Genomic DNA, 18,807 nt, shown 5'->3' with positions numbered 1-18,807 from the left:
ATTTTATCATCCAACAGCATGACCGGTTTCTCATGGATTGCTAATGTGCACAACCCGACAGAATACAACGAAAAAAGCAGCCGATTTTGTGGTCGGCTGCCTTCAATGTTTTTGTCTCCAAAAGTAGATTGCGCTAACGGGACACGACATCTAAATGAAAGGTCATCTAACCGTCTGGTAAACGAGGCCTATGGCTCCAGAATCAAATGTCTTGTTTTCGATAAGTTTTAGATTGATCTTCTCCTTGAGACCTTGGAATAACGGCAACCCGCTGCCGATCAGGACGGGAGAAACCGTAATTTTATACTCATCTATTAAATCAAGCTGCATAAGGTAGTGTGCGAATCTAGGACTGCCGAGGATGACCATATCCGCGCCTGGCTGCTGTTTGAGGTTCTTGATCTCTTCCTCGACATCTTCTTTCACCAGTCTGGAATTGTTCCATTCGACTTTCTCCAGCGTCGTGGAAAAAACGATTTTGGCTGTCTTTTCGATCCACTCGGCATGATTCCGTTCATGCTGCGAAGCAGATGGGTTCGAAGGCACAGATGGCCAGTAACTGTGCATCATCTGATAAGTCCCACGGCCCCAAATGACAGTGTCGGCAGTACTCAGAATTTCTTTTGCGTGTTTCTCCAAATCAGCATCGTAGGAAACCCAGCCAATGTCCATTTCACCGTTAGGCCCTTCTACAAAGCCGTCAAGCGATGCGTGCAAAAATAGAACGAGTTTTCTCATCTTTAGTACTCCTTTGTTCATAAGAGATATCTACATTAACTACATTATAGGACATTTCTACATGGGTTGTTTCTTACGGATTGCTAATCACTATGTCATTAATGTTCTATTAATGTTTTTTCAACTTTTTTACGGGTTTCACCGTGGCCAGCGGGGCTTGGATTATCCATCGCTAAGAAATTTATCGAGGCGAACGGCGGGAAAATAATTGTCCAAAGCTCTCTTGGTGAAGGGACTTCCATTTTGATCAGGCTGCAGGCAGAGCACATTTAGGGTGGAGTTTTGTTCCCGTTTACCTCATGTTTACCCAGGCTTCTTATACTTATCGTAACGATGTATAAGGAGGCGTGATCTATGAATCCCGCAAATGAAAAGAACGTATCCTCAGCCTTGCCGGATCAATCGGAAACACCAACGCTGCATTGGTGGAAGCGTTGGCCGGAGTGGGTCCCTTACGCGACGTTCATTTGGACGCTCACTTACGGCGCGTTTGGACTATATTGGTGGGCAGGGGGCCCGGGCTTCCCGCTAGGCTTGGTTAATGATCCAGGGGCGGCTCACTCCCTGTTCCGTCAGGCAGCAGCCGCTAACGGCGGGCTGTTCATCGCTTGCCTGTGTTTACTGGGAGCATTGGTTATACTCATATTAAATCGGAAAACCCGCGGGATCACCCGAGCAATCATGCTGCTATACGCTTGGAGCGCAGCCATGGTCCTTTGTTTTGCGATCCCGGATCCCCGCGCTCTGATGGGGATGGCATATGCCCCAGTATCCTTGATCGGAGCCTTATTCGGACAGTCATTAAACTATCTCGATTTCTTCACATGGCCGGTCGTGAACCAATATATTTGTCTCATCGGCGGTTTGTTATGGGCCGCATCGGCTTTGACCTACCAGCGCCGCACCCGCGATGCTTGCAGGTATTGCGGACGAAGCAACAAGGGGCATACGTTACAGCGGATGAACGTAGTGGCTCGTTTGGGAAGATGGGCAACCTATGCAGCGATTCTAGCCCCACTTTATTATGATATCACTCGTATAGCTTGGCTGTTCGGAATACCTTTTGGAATCACCAATGAAATGCTGTACAGCCTGCAGGCTTCTGGGGCGGATTGGGCCGGAGCTGGACTTGCCTTGGTCTCGATCGGAGGTGCCTTTCTCACACATGGACTTATCAAGCCTTGGGGGGAAAGCTTCCCCCGTTGGTTTCCAATCTTGGGTGGTCAACGTGTCCCTCCTGCTTTAGCCGTCCTTCCTGCCGGATTCGTTGCGATCCTGTTAACGGTTACCGGCATCCAAGTCATTCTTGAGTTTACGATGAGCGGTGATTTTCAGAATTGGGGAGGCACAACGCCGCTTCTGCTTATGCCAATCTGGGGGATTGCTCTGGGGGCAGCAACCATTTGCTACTATTACCGGAGACAAGAGAAATGCCGTCAATGCACATGAGCAAACGGCTGATACGGATGTAAGTAACACGGCTAGAATGAAACTGACCTCATATATAAAGAGTTTTAAACACTTTTTTTGTTTCACTAACCTGCCCGTTAGCTCAATAAAAAAACAGCCGCGCATTCTCGCCGGCTGCCTTATTGAGTTGTTGTTTCCCGTGAAAATGTAGACTTATTTGTATCAAATTCCTACAATGTGGTCACTTTTGTGTCATTTGACAGTCGTCATCCAAAATTCATTTTCAATATGCTCTATCATATAACGAAAATCTTCTTCAGTATCGGTCGAAAAAATAACCGGTACTTGTTTTTTTTTCATTTGTCGAAATGTTTCATTGCTTGTGACACCATCCGTTACGACCGATATAGTACCCCTTCCTCTCCAATAACCCGTCTGCCAATGCAACATTTTCTCCGTCAGAATTTTATTATGCGTCCTTAGCTGGCAAGCCCTTAGAATAATAGCAAGCATCCGATCGAATTGGTCGGCTATCATCTAGCTCTTTTCAATTAACGTTTCCCGTTATCTCAACGGTTCTTCGGTATTAAAAAAACAAACAGGATAATTATCGTCTTCTTCCGCAACTACATCATGGTAGCGATTAAAGACTGATTGTAAATGATCCAGTTTTATTAAATGGTCGATAAGTTGTTCAATTCTTTCCCTGCTTATAACGTCAATTAATATCATGTCGCTATACCAAAAATATGAGCCGTTCATGCACTCACCGGTTTGTATATTCTTTTGCCTTAACGTCTCGATGTTTTGGTAAGTGAAGAAGCTTGCAATCCATTTGGAGCGATCCGGAAAGACTACAATAACATCGGTATTATCATCGTTACAGTCCCATGAGCCTTTAGGCCATATCTCAGCTTCTATCCATATATTGACGATTCGAGCCGTTCATGCATAAGTCTCCTCTAATTAGTTGTTGTGCAATCGTTCCCGTTGCTGAATGAGAGAACCTTATTGTTTCATTTTACTAGGGCCCACGTAATCTCAGGTTCTTCTCCTACTAGGTTATCATTCGCTCCTCCTAGACCTTCATGTATTCCTTTATCCAAGAACGCAACTTATCAGCATATAAAGAGCGTTCATCGGGATCGGACTGAGCACCCGTTGTCTGATAAAGTTGATCATTCACATATCTAGGGTAAACATGGAGATGATAATGCCACACGTCTTGATTGCCAGCAGGCTCATTATGTTGCCGCGTAGAAATCCCATCGCATCCATATGTACTTTTCATGGCAAACGCTGTAAGCTGAGCCGCTCGGTGAATTTCACCAGCGTAATCCGCAGGGAGTTCAAAGATGTTCTCGAAATGTTGATTAGGAACGACAAGAACATGCCCTTTATTGTTTGGCCACCATTTGCTCGCTATAAATGCCGTTACCTTTTCATTCTGATAGATGATATCACTTAGCTTTGTTCCCTGATTAGGTCGATTGATTCCCCAAATACAACAAAATGGACATTCGTATCCTTCGGGTTTATGTGAAAATGATGTCATCTTTCTTATTCAACTCCTTTAATATTTCTCCAACTGCCAATCTTTCAATTTTTCAGACATCGCTTCAAGCTGCTTATCTCCCGGGGTACTACATGGTTGATATCGCAAAAGAGAATCGAACATGATTTGGTTAAGGATTCGACAAATTGTCCGTATTGCATCATCTTGTTTCTTCCGCAGCAAAGAACGACAGGAACTATCCCAGCAGTTCTTTGGCTCCGTTCATCACTAAGGGCATAGTCTGTTTAACGAATGATTCCGCACTCATGAGACGCCCCTCATTGTTCCAAACGTAAGCCGCCCCATACATCCCCCAGCTTAACATGATTGAAGCTGTATTTATTGAGAAATGCGAGTTTGGACTCGATAGCATCTTGTCTTTGTCTATATAGGAAAGAAGTATCGTTTGAATTTTTTCCTTTATTTGAAGTTCGAATACAGCTCCAAGCGATGTATACCTTCTTTTGCACATCGTGCTTAGATCTTTGTGAAAATCGCATATACCCAGAAAAATACTCTGAATGGTTTCTTCATTTAATACTTCGTGACCGCTTATTCTACTATTTATGATTTTCATAAAGGATTCCATTAGTCTGGCCTCTAGAATTTCGAATTTATCTACAAAGTGCGCATAAAAAGTCGCTCTGTTAACTGTAGCCCGCTCTGTAATATCCTTAACGGTTATCGATTCAAAGTTTTTTTCTTGAATTAATGAATCAAAAGCGTCTTGAAGCAGTCGCCGTGTACGTATCACTCGAGGATCCGCTTCATTCTTCTTAATTGTCATGGCTAAGATCTCCCCTAATAAAACGACATTATAGGAATGGTGTTGCCTATACAACGGTTTATGGTTATTGATCATTGCGCACCATTCGGTTGGTATTATAGCATATAAATACAACAAGTGTTGTTCAAACAACTAACGTTGTATTGCAAAATGCAGAATGCCACTTTTCTAAAAGGAGGAGAGAACCCATGTCGGTTTAACGGCGAGCTAAGGGCTTTTACAAGTTATACGCATCAGATTCTAACAAGGTGTTGTAAAGCTATGTTAGAGCCAGTCAACAACTGGGAGCTTCTTTAATTTGATGAATACAAATATCTAATATATGAGAAATTGATCATATATGCATGAATTTTGGGATATAAAAATAGTTATTTAAAACACATCAGGAGAGTGAATTATGAAGAACACATGGAAAGTTTACGTTCTAGCCTTGGTCAGCTTTTTAGTTGGAACATCCAATTACATCATTTCCGGGATATTGGACCGGATCGCAGAGACGTTGGGAACAAGTGTTGCGGCAGCAGGGCAGCTCATTACGGTATATTCCCTGGCCTATGCGGTCGGCACGCCTATTTTGATGGCGCTGACGGCCAAAATGGATCGGCGTAAGCTCCTCCTTTATTCGCTGGGTCTCTTTATTACCGCTAATCTGCTGACATTTATATTGTCCGGCTTCGGTCTCTTCATTGCCGCGAGAATCATTGCGGCGTTAGGCGCCGGGGTGGTCACCGTTAACGCGCTCAGCATCGCCTCCAAAATCGCTTCGCCAGGCAAGCAGGCTAGCGCTATCGCCAACGTCACCATGGGCATTACCGCATCGCTCATCATCGGCGTCCCCCTCGGCAGAATGGTAGCCTCCGCTTTTGGCTGGAAAGCGGTATTTCTGGCGATCGCAATTGTCGGCGTCTTCGCCATGCTTGTCATTGCTGCGGTTTTTCCACGTATACAGGGCGACAAGCCTGTCCCTTTGATCAAACAATTCGCTTTGTTAAAAAAACCTCCGATTTTGGTTGCTTTAGCGATTACTTTTTTCTGGTTGGGAGGTTATTCCCTCGCCTATACCTACATCTCCCCTTTTTTGCTAGAGGTGACTCATTTAAATGAATCATTGATTAGCGCAGCTCTGTTCGTGTTTGGCATTGCCAGTTTGATTGGCTCGAAAGTCGGCGGCTACAGCGCAGATAAACGGGGCATCCAATACACGCTCGTTTCAGGGATGGTGCTTCACGTCATTTCGTTGATTTTGCTATCCTTGGTCGGACAGTCGGTCATTGCCGTATTCGCCATTTTGATCCTCTGGTCTTTTGCCGCCTGGTCATCCGCTCCGGCGCAGCAATTTAATTTGGTTTCGCTTGTTCCTGAATCCTCGGGCGTCATGCTGAGCTTGAACAGTTCCATGATGCAGCTTGCCATGGCTGTCGGCGCAGGAATCGGCGGGCTGATCGTTAACCGTGTTTCTTTGGCATCCATTACCTGGTTTGGGGTACTCGGCGTAATCATTGCCATTATTGCCGTGTTTGTATTGTCCAGCATGGCATCACGGCATTCAGCGGTGCAGTCCTCCACAAACCCATCATGCGAATAACCTGCCCATCACATTAGACACTCATCTCATCGGCAAGCGGTACAAGTTCTTGTCCTCGACTCGGGACAAGAACTTGTACCGCTAATACAAAAAAAAGCCGCTAATTACTTTCGAACCGGAAATTACTTCTTTAACAGTAATCCACCAAGTTCGTAAATGATTCCATATGTAGAGTATTCGTAAATTATAGAACTCCCCTGCCCTTTAGTTTAACACTGGGCATACTTTATTGTTATTTTCCTCCAACATGAAACACACCAATCACGGTTGTTCCTTCAACATCATAAAGAGGGATATCACGACCATCTGGTGATCTATTGTGCTGTATCGCGATGGCATCCTGTGGTGACTTTGGTTGTTCACCGTCTAAATCTTTTTTCAGCACATATCCTGCAGTGCCATCTACGCCTATTGCGCTAATTAATTCAGGTTCCGGATAAAAACGTATACGATGAAATTATCTCTATTTTTTTTCATAAAATTAACCCCTTACTATTACCTGGTTTGTTTCTTTGGTCACTTTCTCTTCAATATCTAGATTAGCGACTTCATCTCTTGGAAATTGTTTTGGAAAAGGAGCATAATAAAAATCTCCATATTCAGTTACTACCCTTTGCGCCGGTTCCGTTAGTGCTTTTCTGTTGTATTCAATTTGCGAATCTGATAATGCTTTCTTTGGTGGAGTGGTGTCATTAATAGTCGAGTCTACAACTTGCTTATTAACTATAGGTTCTCTGACTATAAATAATGCGCTCATTAATACAAGACAACATTGCTGCAATGATTGTAGCTCTTCTTAAATACTTCTTATTCATGATCACTCCCCCCTTCTAAGATGTTTCAGGTATGCATTGGAATTATAATCGTAAACGGTATACCAAGAAGTACAGCAATGAATAATTTCAAAGCCATGGCTTATTGAGGATTATAGCCGTGCTCAAAGTTATGGTTTTTATAAATTTAGACATCTTCACTTCTTCATATGATTTATGATCCACTTTCTCGTTTCCTTCAACTTAGTAAACACCAATAAAGGAAACAAAGTTACATAAAAAAATCCTGTCGGATACGAAATTGTACCGATAAAATAAAAAAATGCTATAACAGCGACTGGACTGACCTAATGTTTCATCTTGTAAATCGTTATCCTTTTTGTTATCGTAGCAAGATCATTCTCTTTCCTTTAAACTACTGTTTTTCTGCCTTGCTACCTGCATCCCTCCGATGATAAGCATGATAATACCAATGACTGCCAGAATAAATTGCACTAAGAATGGACTCAATGAAAACACAGTTTCACCTTGCCAGAGCAATCCGAACAACGTTTCATCCAGTCCCACAATCGCCAATATTGGCTTAAGAAACAAACTCAGCGCTAATAATACGATCCCGCATCTAATTTTGCTATTCATTGATTCACAACCTCTTTTCCAATTAAGATATATAAAGATTAGGTCACAATAAAACGATCTTCCATTGCCTAAGGGAGAAGTTAAGAAAAGAAACATCAAGTTATTGTTATAAGATGTTTAGTTCTCCTTGAGATGAGGCCGGAACTTCTTAATATGATAAGATCTTGTCACCTCAATGCTATTTATTTACAATATGCTACGTTAATGATTAGAGGTGGTTTCAGGTTGTGATAATTGGTTATTTCGATTAATTTTTAAGCTTCGCAATTAATTTCATACTCGGGGTTATTCGAGCGTTAAAACGATCCTGCCCGTTAGATGAACAAAAGCAGCCGATCCATATGGATCGGCTGCCTACTACTATTGAAACATAATCTTTTCATATTTCTCCAAATAATCGATTGGAATAGCAAGACCTATGGGGATAGAGCGGCCTCCCTGTGATGTAGTTGTTGTGGCATACACAACTGCAATCACATTTCCCTTATTGTTAATAACAGGGCTGCCGCTGTTTCCGTTATGAATTGGAGCCTGTATCATGAGCATGGGGAGCTGTGGACTCTCTAATGGGGTAAATCCTAGCAATGTGCCTTCAGTGGCGATTCGAGAGAATGCTAGCGGATTTCCGATGACATGAATAGGGTCGCCTTCTTGATAGGCTATCTCTGTTTCCAATTGGAGTGTAGGTAGGTTGTTCGCATTGTCTCTAATTTTTAGTATGGAGATATCGATCTCGCTGTCACTTACGATAACATCTGCCAAATATGTTTTTCCATTAAAGAATTGGATGATGCAAGCCTTGTCATTATCCATAACATGTTGATTCGTTATAATGAGTCCGTTTGGAGCGATATTAAACCCTGTACCTTTCCGACCATCAATACTAACGTTGACAACGGCTTGCTTATATTGCTGGATCTGTTCATCTTGTGATAACTGTGAATCCTTTTTCAAAAACCGTAGTGTCGGTAGATTATAAATCTGTGGTATAAAAGCAATTAGATTACCGAGTAGAAGAATGGCCAACATAATAATAATTGTTTTTTTGATCCATGTTCTTTTGGGTGGTGGATTCAACTCATCTTCTTCATTGTCATCTTCCAGGTTCCAAAATTCTTCTTCCCATTCAAGTGGGATATCAGTATCATTTACCGGATCGGCGGATGTTTTGGGATCATTCGGCTCATCGTTACGGATGGAAAATACCTCCCTGCTCAAGAGAAATAGAATAAAAACACGGATTTAAGATAATTATACCAAACCTTGGCAGACCGCGATCGGAAACGATTGGATAAAACGTATAATACAAGTAAAACAAGCTACAATCTCATTGAAATGCAGCTTTGTTTTTTTAATTATTATCGTTTTGGACATAGTGTTCACTTCCTGTCTCTTTGAAACGATGAGAAAAACAGGTTGCCAAACCTTTTCTTTCATGAGATAATTGTAGTTTTCCTAATAAGAATTTGACAGTGTCGGAGGCGTAAGCGTGGAGCGATATCCTTTCTCCTATGATCCGTCAGAACCGTTCGTCAAGCAGGTCGGCGATTGGGTTGCGGATGTTTTTTATGATGTGTTACCTGAACATGGATTTGATGTTCGGGATGAACAAATATTTATGGCCTACCAATTGGAAAGAGCCTATGCCAGTAAGAAAACTATTTTTGCTGAAGCTGGGGTAGGTACTGGAAAAACACTCGTGTATCTGCTTTATGCAGTTAACTATGCAAGATATACACGCAAGCCTGCAGTGATTGCCTGTGCAGATGAGTCGCTCATTGAGCAACTTGTAAAACAGGAAGGAGACATAGCTAAGCTTGCCCGTTATTTGGACTTACAAATTGATGCGCGACTCGGTAAATCCCCTGATCAGTATCTATGTCTTAAAAAAATAGACGGCGTTCGTCTTCAGGATGAAGATGCGGCGGTTATTGAAGACGTGTATGAAAATCTTCCTGATTTTGTTCATTCCCCAGGAACCATGCAATCTTTTTACCCTTACGGCGATCGTAAGGAATACCCTCATCTGAATGATGAACAGTGGAATAAGATCAACTGGGATTCGTTTCAGGATTGTTTTGTATGCGATCAAAGACATCGCTGCGGCATGACCTTATCTCGGGACCATTATCGAAAATCTACAGACCTTATTATCTGTTCCCATGATTACTACATGGAACATGTGTGGACCTATGAGGGAAGAAAAAGAGAAGGTCAGCTTCCACTGCTCCCGGAACATAGTTCAGTCGTCTTTGACGAAGGACATTTACTCGAATCGGCAGCACAACATGCCCTCAGTTATAAGCTGAAACATAGTGCATTTGAAGAGATTATTACACGTCTGCTAGATGGAGAGATCAGGGAAACGCTAGCCGAACGAATTGAAGATTCCATTGATCAGAGTCAGCTTGTGTTTTCTCTGGTAGCGGAGCAAAGTACAGCGATACCCGGTTCTGATCGAAAACAAATCCGAATGGATGAGGAGCTTCTTCAAGAACTGAATCGCTGGAAAGGTACGATCGAAGCTATTGATGAAGAGCTGGTCTTTGAGAGTGGCTTGCATACGCTTGATGAATATAAGCTGCGTATCGTTGAGGAGCATCTGGAGATGATCCAAACTGCGCTTCATCTGTTCCGTGATCCAGATACGTTCATTTGCTGGGCGGAAGAAAATGAGGATGGGGCTGCAACACTTGCCATTATGCCGCAAACGGTCAAGGAAGTGCTGGAGGAACGGGTATTCGGACTTCAGATGCCGATTGTATTCTCATCAGCAACCTTGTCGGTAGATGGATCTTTTGATTACGTAGCAGGAAGTCTCGGAATTAGCGAATTTTTATCTTTTTCCGTGAACTCTCCTTACGATTACGAGAAGCAGATGAAGCTCTTAGCACCGCGTGAACTTTTGCAAGATGGAGAGATTAGGAGTGAGGTTGCTGCTGCCAAGAAGCCGGGCCTGGCGGCCAAGCTAATTAAACGTACCGAAGGACGAGCTCTATTGTTATTTAGAACTATGAATGAGCTTCGCGGGTTTAAGCAAGTCGCTTCGCACCATCCAGATTTCGCATCCTATACCATGCTGTATGAAGGTGACCGTGAGATTAGCAGCCTCATAGCTGAGTTCCAAAATACAGAGGAAAGCGTGCTCTGTGCGGCAAGCCTATGGGAGGGGTTGGATGTACCGGGACCTTCATTATCCAATGTTATAATTTGGTCACTGCCTTATCCACCGGAGGATCCTGTATTTATGGCTAAACGGGAAGCCGCTGATTCAGCATATGAAGAAGTAGACCTGCCATATATGCTGCTTCGCTTACGACAAGGATTAGGTAGACTCATTCGCTCGTCGACGGATCAGGGGATTGCAGCCATCTTGGATGCGGAAATTTTGCTCAATCAGCATGTCAGAGATAGAGTTGAAGCCGTATTGCCGCCTGGAGCTATACTTGAAGTAGAATCGTTGTAATTAGTCCTTCGAAATCGTATTAAAGTAAGCTCGGAAAAAGACCTGTTCTGTAACGTTATTCAAGTCATAAAGCAGACCTGAAGCGTATCAGAACAGGTGTTTTTATACTGTATTATGTGTGGGAATGTTACTCATAGACACTATTTTGAGATGTAATCAATATAATTGGAACGTAAAAATTCAAGTAATTTTCTGGATTGTCTGGAGTTCTCGAACAACCACTCCAATCATGGCATCTCTGTTTTTCCCCTGCAATAACAATACATGTATTTTTTCTTCTGCGTTTACCTCGATTACATATATTTAGAAGCTCCGAGCTTGGCTCCATGAATCCCTACAATAATCAGCCACGTAATCTCCGCCAAGATTAAGAACCGTCCGAACATACCAGCTAAAACCTCCGGTCCGAAATGCCCGTCTTGCGGAATTTGAAACACAAATACCAGCATCGCGACGATTGCAATACTCGCACTTGTGAGCAGCACTCTCTTCACAGGACGCCAAACATCAAGTCGACATAATGAAAGACTAATCAGTAATGCGGCTACCGGCGTGTAGTCCAGCATCGCTCCAAATGAGTGCATGCTGCCGCTAAACGTTGCATCATCCGGACTAACGGAGATGGGATCGGTCACGAAAATGCCTGCGATTATTACGCCTATTGCACTGATTCCAAGAATTACAAGTCCGATGTAACCCGTAACCGTACGTATATGCGGGAATATCGTAATTGCTACGCTGATTTGAGCAAATGCCAGCAATCCAAAAGCCAGGTGCATCATCCAACCAAAGTCGCCAAGTGCATATTCGCTGATAAAACGCCATGTCGGATCAAATTCGGGCTGCAGCAGATGCAGGCTGCATAGGAGAAGCACGAACAATGCACCTGAGAAAATTGACGCTAGCGCGAATCTGGAAGCCGTCACCGTTAAAGGTTTTGCTATAACCAACTGCTTAACCAATGCCCATCCCTCCTGCTGGCGAGACTCTCGTCATCATCGTTTCATAACCTCCCCCGCCGGGGTAATGCCATGCCCCCGAATGGGTATCTCCGTCAGAGCGGAATGCCCCTTTATAATAGGAAGGCGATCCTTTGTCTCCAGCCCAAATGACGAGTGAGTCCCCTTCCAATTCATACACATAATCGAAGGTATTGCCTAACGTATCATAATAACGGGACCGAATATCCGGACTCTTGCTTTCGCCGAAGGGTTTTAAATGCCCAATCATCTCGATCCCTTTCACTTCTTGTCCGTTCTGGGAAAGATGGACGTGTTGTATCAAAAAGTGCCCGCCTTCCATCCACTCGTAGATTACCGTTCCTTCTGCTCCGCCGCTGATTTGCCAAGTACCGACTAGTCGGTCCAACGTTTGAATATTCGTCATGCCCCCACTCTCCTTACTTATTCGGAATCCGCTATGGCTTTTGCTACAACATCAGGAGCCATGATAACAGCGGAATGATCTTGACTGGCAAGCGAATGTGCAGCAGCCTTTGGAAGAATTTCGACAAGTGCGCGTGCCGCGTCATGGAAAAGCGGTTCGCTGTTTTCCCCTGTCATAACCAAAGTAGGAATCGTAACGTTCCATCTGCCGGTTGGCAGCGGGTTCCCGGATTGCGTCGTTCCCATAATGATGCCATCATAAGCAAGAGTATGCGCCAGGGACTCCATCCTGTTCCAAGAAGGATCGGCTTTCATATAGTCGATATATTCCCCGGGAATGCCTAGAGCCTCGGATGCGAAATATTCGACTGCTTCAGACCTTTTCTCGGCTTTGATTAGTCCATTCAAATGTTCGACGTAATCACTAGGTACCGGCTTACGGCTGTCGTTAATTATGAATGGCGGTTCATATAAGAAGAGCTTTGCGACTGAATCTCCTAACAAGTTCGCGGCCTCAAGCGCCAACACGGCCCCGGATGAGCTTCCGAACAAGTAAGCTTGCCCTCCGGCGACTGTAATTAAAGCCTCAATGTCTTCCACTTCACGTGCGATCTCGTAAGGTGAGGTATCCGTACTGCGGCCTCGACCGCGACGATCGTAATTGTATACGGTGAAGTTGACCGACAAGTGCTCGGCTAACGGAGAAGCATCCTGATAATCAGCCGCTGCCGATGATATGAGGATGATTGCAGGGCCAGTCCCTTGTTTGGTATAAGCGATTTGTGTCCCATCTTTTGAAATAACGGTTTCCATTGTGTTTTTGCCTCCCATTAACGTTTCTAAGTATTCTTCCAGTCGATCATAAGCATCGGTGAATCCTTCAATCATGCCTATCGCTTCAGCGCGGTCCAATTGTTCATTGGTAGCGAATCGCGTCACGATGCTAATCCGCGTCCCCCCTCTTTTCTCCTCGAACAACACGGTTGTGTACATTTCGCTATCCGAAACGATATTCCAATCGCTGTCGGAAAAAGTGTCTAAGTACACTAGTTTGCCCGATGCCTCTACTACGTCATATGTGGCTCTGCCTCTAGATAAAACTGTTGATACCTGCCATAAGTCCTCCTTCTTATTCTTGTAGTCCAGCATTTACTCCTCGAGATTGTCGAGACGCTCTTCCAATAGAATTCTGAAAGAATCAAACCATTCATCCGGCTCCTGGAACGGTCCGGCATCGAGGCTTTAACTGAATTGTTGCTGATCTCATGAACTTAATATACACAATGACGTATATACATGAAAACATATATAAAAAATTAACTCAAATCAAAACCCGTAAACACGAAGAGACAGCCCCGCATAAATTTAAAGCTTTACGAGGATGCCTCTTTTGTATTGGCATCAATGGATGAGTACTTTCCTATGCCCTTATATTTTGCGAGTACCTTCTTTTATTCGCCAGCGAGCGCTTCCCCGGTTTCAAGCAACGTCTTCATACCTGAAAGAACAATCGGCAACCCATTTTCAAGAATCTTTGCAGTGCTCATTGCGTTTTCGAATTCATCATGGACCACCGTTACTAGGGTCACGCCATGAAGCTCGGCATGCGAACCGATCTCCCACGTAATGCGCGACGGGGTGTCCATCTCCGTACCCGGAAACGAAACAAACCGCCAGCTCATCATAAGTTTTTTTGGGGGATCCATCTCGAGAATGATCCCTTCTGCTTTCTTCTCTTCCCCGTTCCATAGTTCGAATGGAGATTCGATTTCCCAGGTGGTGCGGATGGCGCAGTTGAACCAAAACTTCGACGTTTTGGCCGGGTCCGTGAGAGCTTGCCACACTTGTTCTGGCATTGCTTTAATCGCTATCTGGTTTATATTCCGGGGTTTCATATCCATATTTGTATCACGCTCCAATTCGTTTTGAAGAGATGTTAATCCGATCACCCATGGTTCGGCGTATTTACTCACCCATCGCTCATAAATATGACGAATGGGCACCGCATTCAAATAATGAAGCTTTTCACGGCCTATTTTTCTCGATGTAATGAGTCCGGCTTCCTCCAATATATTCAGATGCTTCATGACGCCGAATCTGGACATGTCGAGGGGCTCGCAGAGATCACTCAGAGTCCGCCCATCAGAAGCGTGAAGCAAATCTAAAAGCTTACGGCGGCTGGGATCCGCAAGCGCTTTGAATATGTCATTCTCCATCAAAACACCGCCTTCCTGTCGATTTGAAAAATATTTAATTGTACCGCTTGACACGTTACCTTATGGTAACGTATTATAAAAACATAACAGGTGACTTAATGGTCACATGATATCACAAACGGATCTGTTTGTCAGCCGGTGACTTGCATATCCATTCTGACAACCATTTGAAAATGAAAGGTGATGTTGAAGATGAAAGTAACCTTGATTGCAGGCAGTAACCGCACAAACGCAAGCAGTACGAACCTACTTCGGTATATTGACAGCCTTTTAGAAGCCCAGAACATATCAGTCCAATTCGTTGATTTATCGAAGCTGCAGCTGCCGCTTTTTTCACCCGACAACTGGGATTTCCATCCTAACGTTAAGCATGTATTGGAAGCAATCGCAGAGGCAGACGGTTTGATCCTTGCAACGCCGGAATACCATGGCTCCGTATCAGGAGCGCTTAAAAACGCCCTAGACTATATAACCGGAAACCAGGTTGCGGGCAAGGCAGTGCTTTCCGTAAGTTCCGTCGGCGGTCCGCTCGGAGTTAGCTCGCTGTCGCATTTGCAGACTATTGTACGCAATTTGCACGGAATTAACTGTTCGCAGTGGATTTCGATCGGATATGGATCGAACACGTTTGGTCCCGAAGGCGCTCCGATAGATGAGGGTATGAAAGACCGGGTACGAGATGCGGTGAGCAGCTTCGTGGATCTGACCCTTAAGCTAACACCGATAGCAGCGGCAGCAAACTAACAGCACAATCCCTTTTTTAAGAGATCAGAAAGTATAAACTTCCGTAGTTTAACACCCACCCTTATCTCGCAAGAAAAGCTACAGCTTAACGCGGTGTATCTTCTTTGAAGTACGTCGATAGACGTTTTTCTTATCATCATTAGGTTACCAAATGGTAACATGATACCAAAGGAGATGTTTCTTCTTGATAATGAATGAACATAAGTATTCTGACGGCCATTGGATGGGATCTTGGTTTGCAAGTCAAACGTACTTTGATGGGAACTTTGCCGAAGAGCGATTCGAAGATCAGACCATCCGAATGATTATACATCCGCATGCCTTCGGTTCAAAGATCCGCCTGAAGTTTTCCAATCTTTACGGTTCCGAGCCTGCGGTCTTCGGCACAGTAACAGCAGCATTAGCCGCAAAAGATGGGGAAACCGTTCCCGGTACTAGTCGGCAAGTTGCCTTGAATGGTCAATTCTCCATCGTCATTCCTGCAGGGGAAGAAGTTTATTCGGACCCTGTCGATCTCCAAGTAAATGAACATGTTGACGTAGCTGTCAGCGTTTATGTTCCTGAGTCGACACGAACCTCGACATGGCATTTTTCGCCTCCTAGATCGACTTATGTCGCCGAGGGGAATCATGCCGACGATAATAGCGCGGATTTTTTCCGAAAGAAAATTCATTCTTACTACTGGCTATCCGGTATGGAGGTTTTAACACAAGGTGAGCCTTTATGTGTCTTTGTCGCACTTGGTGATTCCATTACAGAGGGGAGTACATCTACTCCAGATGCTAACCATCGTTGGCCGGATATTTTCTTTGAACGACTTCGTCGAGAACATCCCTCCTATCCGATCTCCGTTCTCAATGCGGGAATCGTTGGCAATCAAATATTGAAAAAGGGGCCAGCGGTTGGTTTGCCAATAGGTGGAGAAAGCGTGCTTTCTCGCCTGGATCGTGACCTGTTTTCACATTCTGGAGTTACCGATGTGATCTTTCTCGAAGGAATCAATGATATTGGACTCGGAAATGCGACCGCAAATCAGATTATTGACGGAATGAGGGAATTGGCAGCCCAAGTACATGAGAACGGACTGCGCATTTTTGCTGCTACCCTCCCACCGTTTGGCGGCGCTCCGTACTACTCCAATGAGAAGGAGCTCATCCGGCAGGAAGTGAACCGCTGGATCCTGACCAACGAAGTATTTGACGGTATTATCGACTTTAACACTGCGCTGGCTGATTCGGAGCATCCCGAACAGCTGCTTCCCGTCTATGATTTCGGCGATCATCTTCATCCTAGCGATGCCGGATTCAAAGCATTAGCCGAGTGTATTCCATTGTCCCTGTTTATAAAATCCGATTTGGTTTGACCCAGTACAACTGGTTTCAATAAACATTAAAAAAGGAGATGTTTTATATGAAAACGATGGAACAAAAAAATGCAGAAGTGGTAACCGCGTTTATCGAGGACATTGCAAATCAGGGCATGTTGGAAAAGACCGATCAATTCTTTGCCCCGCAAATCGTGGAGGCTTTTACGGATCGGCGGTTTACCGTGGAAGAAATCCTGGCCCAAGGCGAGAAGGTCATCGCTAGAATTTTCATGACGGCTGTGCATGCTGGCCATTTTGCCGGAAATGCACCTACGGGAAAAAACGTGAAGGTAACACAGTTCCGCGAATTCCGGGTCATCGACGGAGACATCGCAGATCACCGCGGCTGGTTCGATACGGCTACGCTTTTGCCTCAAATCCAGACTCAATAACCGCTGTTAAAGCACGACATTTCGCCGTTAACTAATTCCTAATAACCCATTTATAAGGAGATGTTTGAGAATGAAAACGATGGAACAAAAAAATGTGGAAACAGTAAACCAATTTATCGAGGCATTTTGGAATCAGAGTGAATTGGACTCCGTAGATCGATTTCTGTCCAACGATTATCAAGAGCTTTCTTACCAATCCAAGGAAGGTCTGAAAAAATTCGCAGCAACGATCTTGGAGGCATTTCCTGATAAACAATACACCGTGGAAGAGATCATCGGTCAAGGGGATAAGGTGCTCGTGAGAATGACGGTGAAAGGCACACATCAAGGCATGTTCTTTGGAACCGCGCCCACGGGCAATACGATTGATGTCACGCTGTACCGTCAATATCGTGTGGAGGACGGCAAGATCGCCGAGCATCGAGGCTGGATCGACATGGTGACCATGTGGAGCCAAATTCGAGGCAGCTAACTTCCCATAAATACACTTCACGTACTACCGATCCACCACTTGGGTCGGTAGTACGTTTGTAAGGAACTTATCGAATCGGCAATAGGTCCATGTTGCAAAAGCAGATTTCCGGCCGGGCGGTGTCTTTCATTACAGCCAGAAACCTTCTGACGGCGACATCATGTGGGTTAAATTTGTATACAGTGAAATTGTTGCGTCGGAAAAAATCGTTTACACCAGTTTCAATTGAATATAGCCGACACTAAAAAACACCAACCACAGGTGATTTTTTGTTTATAACTATCCTGCCCGTTAGTTTAATGATAGGACGTCTACCGCCGGCGAAGAAATCATATCGAGAATGTTACAATGTTTTTGTCACCCGACAAAAATTAAAGTAGTAGAAATCATACCGGATTCGGTATGTAATCTCCACCTCGACATCGCTTCAAATAATGAAGCGCATGAACCTGTCCCGTCATCTCAAGCTCCCCGTTATATACGGGATCATGCCAGCCTTCAATATCGATCGTTCCCTCATAGTTGCCCTGCCGCAAAATCGTGATGATGTTGGTCCAGTCGATGTCGCCGAATCCGGGCGTACGGTGCCATACATAAGGCTTCGGCCCGTGAATGCCATATTCCCTCACGATGTCCCAAGCAATCGTCGCATCCTTGCCATGGACGTGGAATACTTTATCCACCCATTTTCGCAGCTGCGGAATCGGATCGATCAAAGAGACCATCTGGTGGCAAGGCTCCCACTGCAGACCGATATGGTCCGACGGGATGGCGTTGAACATCATCTCCCATGCCGTCGGATTATGGGCAATGTTCCAATCCCCCGTCTCCCATGTCCCGCCCATATCGCAGTTCTCGAACGCAATGCGGACGCCTTGATCTGCCGCTCTTTTGGACAGCTCGCCGAACACCTTCGCATATTGCGGAATCGAGGCGTCGATGGATTCGCCCGTCAATCGTCCGGTAAAACCGGAAATGATATCGGTGCCGAACAGATGGGCATGATCGATCAGACGCTCCCAGCTCGCCAAAGTATCAGCATTACCGCCTTCTCCGGTCAGCGGATTGCCGAAGATCCCAAGCGTTGACACGATAAAACCGTGTTCAGCTTGCAGCTCACGAACTCGCTTGGCCGTCTCCACAAGATCGGTAGCACCGGTCGTCTGCCAGAAGGTAAGGCTGAACGATTCAAAGCCGTGAGGCGCAATCTGAGGAATTACGCGTGCAGCATCCCCGCCGCCAACCAGCGTTCCGATGCGCAATAAATTCGCCATGTAAT

At 44.7% G+C, this 18,807-nt stretch carries 19 protein-coding genes and 1 pseudogene; 8 read left to right on the top strand and 12 right to left on the bottom strand.

What is annotated here, in order from left to right; all coding sequences use genetic code 11:
- Positions 1–162 precede the first annotated feature (162 nt).
- Complete coding sequence (locus tag DP091_RS19505; RefSeq protein WP_113059855.1) at positions 163–738, bottom strand: dihydrofolate reductase family protein; 576 nt, start codon at positions 736–738, stop codon at positions 163–165.
- A gap of 354 nt (positions 739–1,092) precedes the next feature.
- Between DP091_RS19505 and DP091_RS19495 the strand changes: the two genes are divergently transcribed.
- Positions 1,093–2,187 (top strand): hypothetical protein, encoded by a 1,095-nt coding sequence (locus tag DP091_RS19495; RefSeq protein WP_113059854.1) that lies wholly within the window; start codon positions 1,093–1,095, stop codon positions 2,185–2,187.
- Between the two features lie 1,039 nt (positions 2,188–3,226).
- Here DP091_RS19495 and DP091_RS19480 read toward each other — a convergent pair.
- Positions 3,227–3,703 (bottom strand): HIT family protein, encoded by a 477-nt coding sequence (locus DP091_RS19480; protein ID WP_113059851.1) that lies wholly within the window; start codon positions 3,701–3,703, stop codon positions 3,227–3,229.
- Positions 3,704–3,899: 196 nt separating this feature from the next.
- Positions 3,900–4,490 (bottom strand): TetR/AcrR family transcriptional regulator, encoded by a 591-nt coding sequence (locus DP091_RS19475; protein ID WP_113059850.1) that lies wholly within the window; start codon positions 4,488–4,490, stop codon positions 3,900–3,902.
- A gap of 397 nt (positions 4,491–4,887) precedes the next feature.
- Between DP091_RS19475 and DP091_RS19470 the strand changes: the two genes are divergently transcribed.
- Entirely contained in the window at positions 4,888–6,075 is a 1,188-nt protein-coding gene (locus tag DP091_RS19470; RefSeq protein WP_113059849.1) for an MFS transporter, read from the top strand.
- Between the two features lie 232 nt (positions 6,076–6,307).
- Here the strand turns inward: DP091_RS19470 and DP091_RS31420 are convergent, their stop codons facing one another.
- From DP091_RS31420 to DP091_RS19455, 4 genes are all read right to left on the bottom strand, one after another.
- The gene (locus DP091_RS31420; protein WP_181469871.1) at positions 6,308–6,460 is read right to left on the bottom strand and encodes a hypothetical protein; all 153 of its coding nucleotides are present in this window, start codon (positions 6,458–6,460) and stop codon (positions 6,308–6,310) included.
- 96 nt (positions 6,461–6,556) lie between these two features.
- Complete coding sequence (locus DP091_RS19465; RefSeq protein WP_258394616.1) at positions 6,557–6,832, bottom strand: hypothetical protein; 276 nt, start codon at positions 6,830–6,832, stop codon at positions 6,557–6,559.
- Positions 6,833–7,244: 412 nt separating this feature from the next.
- On the bottom strand, positions 7,245–7,487 hold the full coding sequence (locus DP091_RS19460; protein ID WP_113059848.1) for a hypothetical protein: 243 nt from the start codon (positions 7,485–7,487) through the stop codon (positions 7,245–7,247).
- A gap of 360 nt (positions 7,488–7,847) precedes the next feature.
- Positions 7,848–8,705, bottom strand: coding sequence for a S1C family serine protease (locus DP091_RS19455; RefSeq protein ID WP_113059847.1), 858 nt, complete (start codon positions 8,703–8,705; stop codon positions 7,848–7,850).
- Positions 8,706–8,976: 271 nt separating this feature from the next.
- Between DP091_RS19455 and DP091_RS19445 the strand changes: the two genes are divergently transcribed.
- The gene (locus tag DP091_RS19445; protein ID WP_113059845.1) at positions 8,977–10,953 is read left to right on the top strand and encodes an ATP-dependent DNA helicase; all 1,977 of its coding nucleotides are present in this window, start codon (positions 8,977–8,979) and stop codon (positions 10,951–10,953) included.
- A gap of 293 nt (positions 10,954–11,246) precedes the next feature.
- Here DP091_RS19445 and DP091_RS19440 read toward each other — a convergent pair whose 3' ends face one another.
- From DP091_RS19440 to DP091_RS19420, 4 genes are all read right to left on the bottom strand, one after another.
- Positions 11,247–11,915, bottom strand: coding sequence for a DUF998 domain-containing protein (locus DP091_RS19440; RefSeq protein WP_113059844.1), 669 nt, complete (start codon positions 11,913–11,915; stop codon positions 11,247–11,249).
- Complete coding sequence (locus DP091_RS19435) at positions 11,908–12,339, bottom strand: hypothetical protein (RefSeq protein WP_113059843.1); 432 nt, start codon at positions 12,337–12,339, stop codon at positions 11,908–11,910. Before DP091_RS19435 ends, DP091_RS19440 begins: the two co-directional genes overlap by 8 nt.
- Before the next feature lie 17 nt (positions 12,340–12,356).
- The gene (locus tag DP091_RS19430; RefSeq protein WP_113059842.1) at positions 12,357–13,487 is read right to left on the bottom strand and encodes an alpha/beta fold hydrolase; all 1,131 of its coding nucleotides are present in this window, start codon (positions 13,485–13,487) and stop codon (positions 12,357–12,359) included.
- Between the two features lie 302 nt (positions 13,488–13,789).
- Positions 13,790–14,554, bottom strand: a complete 765-nt coding sequence (locus DP091_RS19420; protein WP_113059841.1) for an ArsR/SmtB family transcription factor — start codon at positions 14,552–14,554, stop codon at positions 13,790–13,792.
- A gap of 192 nt (positions 14,555–14,746) precedes the next feature.
- Between DP091_RS19420 and DP091_RS19415 the strand changes: the two genes are divergently transcribed.
- From DP091_RS19415 to DP091_RS19395, 5 genes and pseudogenes are all read left to right on the top strand, one after another.
- On the top strand, positions 14,747–15,298 hold the full coding sequence (locus DP091_RS19415) for an NADPH-dependent FMN reductase (protein ID WP_181469870.1): 552 nt from the start codon (positions 14,747–14,749) through the stop codon (positions 15,296–15,298).
- Positions 15,299–15,488: 190 nt separating this feature from the next.
- On the top strand, positions 15,489–16,661 hold the full coding sequence (locus DP091_RS19410) for an SGNH/GDSL hydrolase family protein (RefSeq protein WP_113059963.1): 1,173 nt from the start codon (positions 15,489–15,491) through the stop codon (positions 16,659–16,661).
- Positions 16,662–16,708: 47 nt separating this feature from the next.
- Positions 16,709–17,056, top strand: coding sequence for an ester cyclase (locus DP091_RS19405; protein WP_113059839.1), 348 nt, complete (start codon positions 16,709–16,711; stop codon positions 17,054–17,056).
- Between the two features lie 70 nt (positions 17,057–17,126).
- The gene (locus DP091_RS19400; RefSeq protein ID WP_113059838.1) at positions 17,127–17,528 is read left to right on the top strand and encodes an ester cyclase; all 402 of its coding nucleotides are present in this window, start codon (positions 17,127–17,129) and stop codon (positions 17,526–17,528) included.
- A 103-nt stretch (positions 17,529–17,631) separates the two neighbouring features.
- Positions 17,632–17,757, top strand: a pseudogene (locus DP091_RS19395) (SRPBCC family protein); the annotation flags it as partial.
- Positions 17,758–17,914: 157 nt separating this feature from the next.
- Here DP091_RS19395 and DP091_RS19390 read toward each other — a convergent pair.
- Complete coding sequence (locus tag DP091_RS19390) at positions 17,915–18,802, bottom strand: sugar phosphate isomerase/epimerase family protein (RefSeq protein WP_113059837.1); 888 nt, start codon at positions 18,800–18,802, stop codon at positions 17,915–17,917.
- Between the last annotated feature and the right edge of the window lie 5 nt (positions 18,803–18,807).

This window comes from Paenibacillus sp. MDMC362 (assembly GCF_003269305.1).
GTDB lineage: Bacteria > Bacillota > Bacilli > Paenibacillales > Paenibacillaceae > Paenibacillus_AQ.
This window is presented reverse-complemented; position numbering and strand designations above follow the sequence as displayed.

Coding starts and splice junctions, on each gene's coding strand:
- DP091_RS19470 (WP_113059849.1), top strand. CDS start 4,888: ATGAAGAACACATGGAAAGTTTACGTTCTAGCCTTGGTCAGCTTTTTA.
- DP091_RS19430 (WP_113059842.1), bottom strand. CDS start 13,487: ATGCTGGACTACAAGAATAAGAAGGAGGACTTATGGCAGGTATCAACA.
- DP091_RS19420 (WP_113059841.1), bottom strand. CDS start 14,554: ATGGAGAATGACATATTCAAAGCGCTTGCGGATCCCAGCCGCCGTAAG.
- DP091_RS19505 (WP_113059855.1), bottom strand. CDS start 738: ATGAGAAAACTCGTTCTATTTTTGCACGCATCGCTTGACGGCTTTGTA.
- DP091_RS19480 (WP_113059851.1), bottom strand. CDS start 3,703: ATGACATCATTTTCACATAAACCCGAAGGATACGAATGTCCATTTTGT.
- DP091_RS19390 (WP_113059837.1), bottom strand. CDS start 18,802: ATGGCGAATTTATTGCGCATCGGAACGCTGGTTGGCGGCGGGGATGCT.
- DP091_RS19460 (WP_113059848.1), bottom strand. CDS start 7,487: ATGAATAGCAAAATTAGATGCGGGATCGTATTATTAGCGCTGAGTTTG.
- DP091_RS19415 (WP_181469870.1), top strand. CDS start 14,747: ATGAAAGTAACCTTGATTGCAGGCAGTAACCGCACAAACGCAAGCAGT.
- DP091_RS19435 (WP_113059843.1), bottom strand. CDS start 12,339: ATGACGAATATTCAAACGTTGGACCGACTAGTCGGTACTTGGCAAATC.
- DP091_RS19405 (WP_113059839.1), top strand. CDS start 16,709: ATGAAAACGATGGAACAAAAAAATGCAGAAGTGGTAACCGCGTTTATC.
- DP091_RS19465 (WP_258394616.1), bottom strand. CDS start 6,832: ATGAGCGCATTATTTATAGTCAGAGAACCTATAGTTAATAAGCAAGTT.
- DP091_RS19410 (WP_113059963.1), top strand. CDS start 15,489: ATGAATGAACATAAGTATTCTGACGGCCATTGGATGGGATCTTGGTTT.
- DP091_RS19400 (WP_113059838.1), top strand. CDS start 17,127: ATGAAAACGATGGAACAAAAAAATGTGGAAACAGTAAACCAATTTATC.
- DP091_RS19475 (WP_113059850.1), bottom strand. CDS start 4,490: ATGACAATTAAGAAGAATGAAGCGGATCCTCGAGTGATACGTACACGG.
- DP091_RS19495 (WP_113059854.1), top strand. CDS start 1,093: ATGAATCCCGCAAATGAAAAGAACGTATCCTCAGCCTTGCCGGATCAA.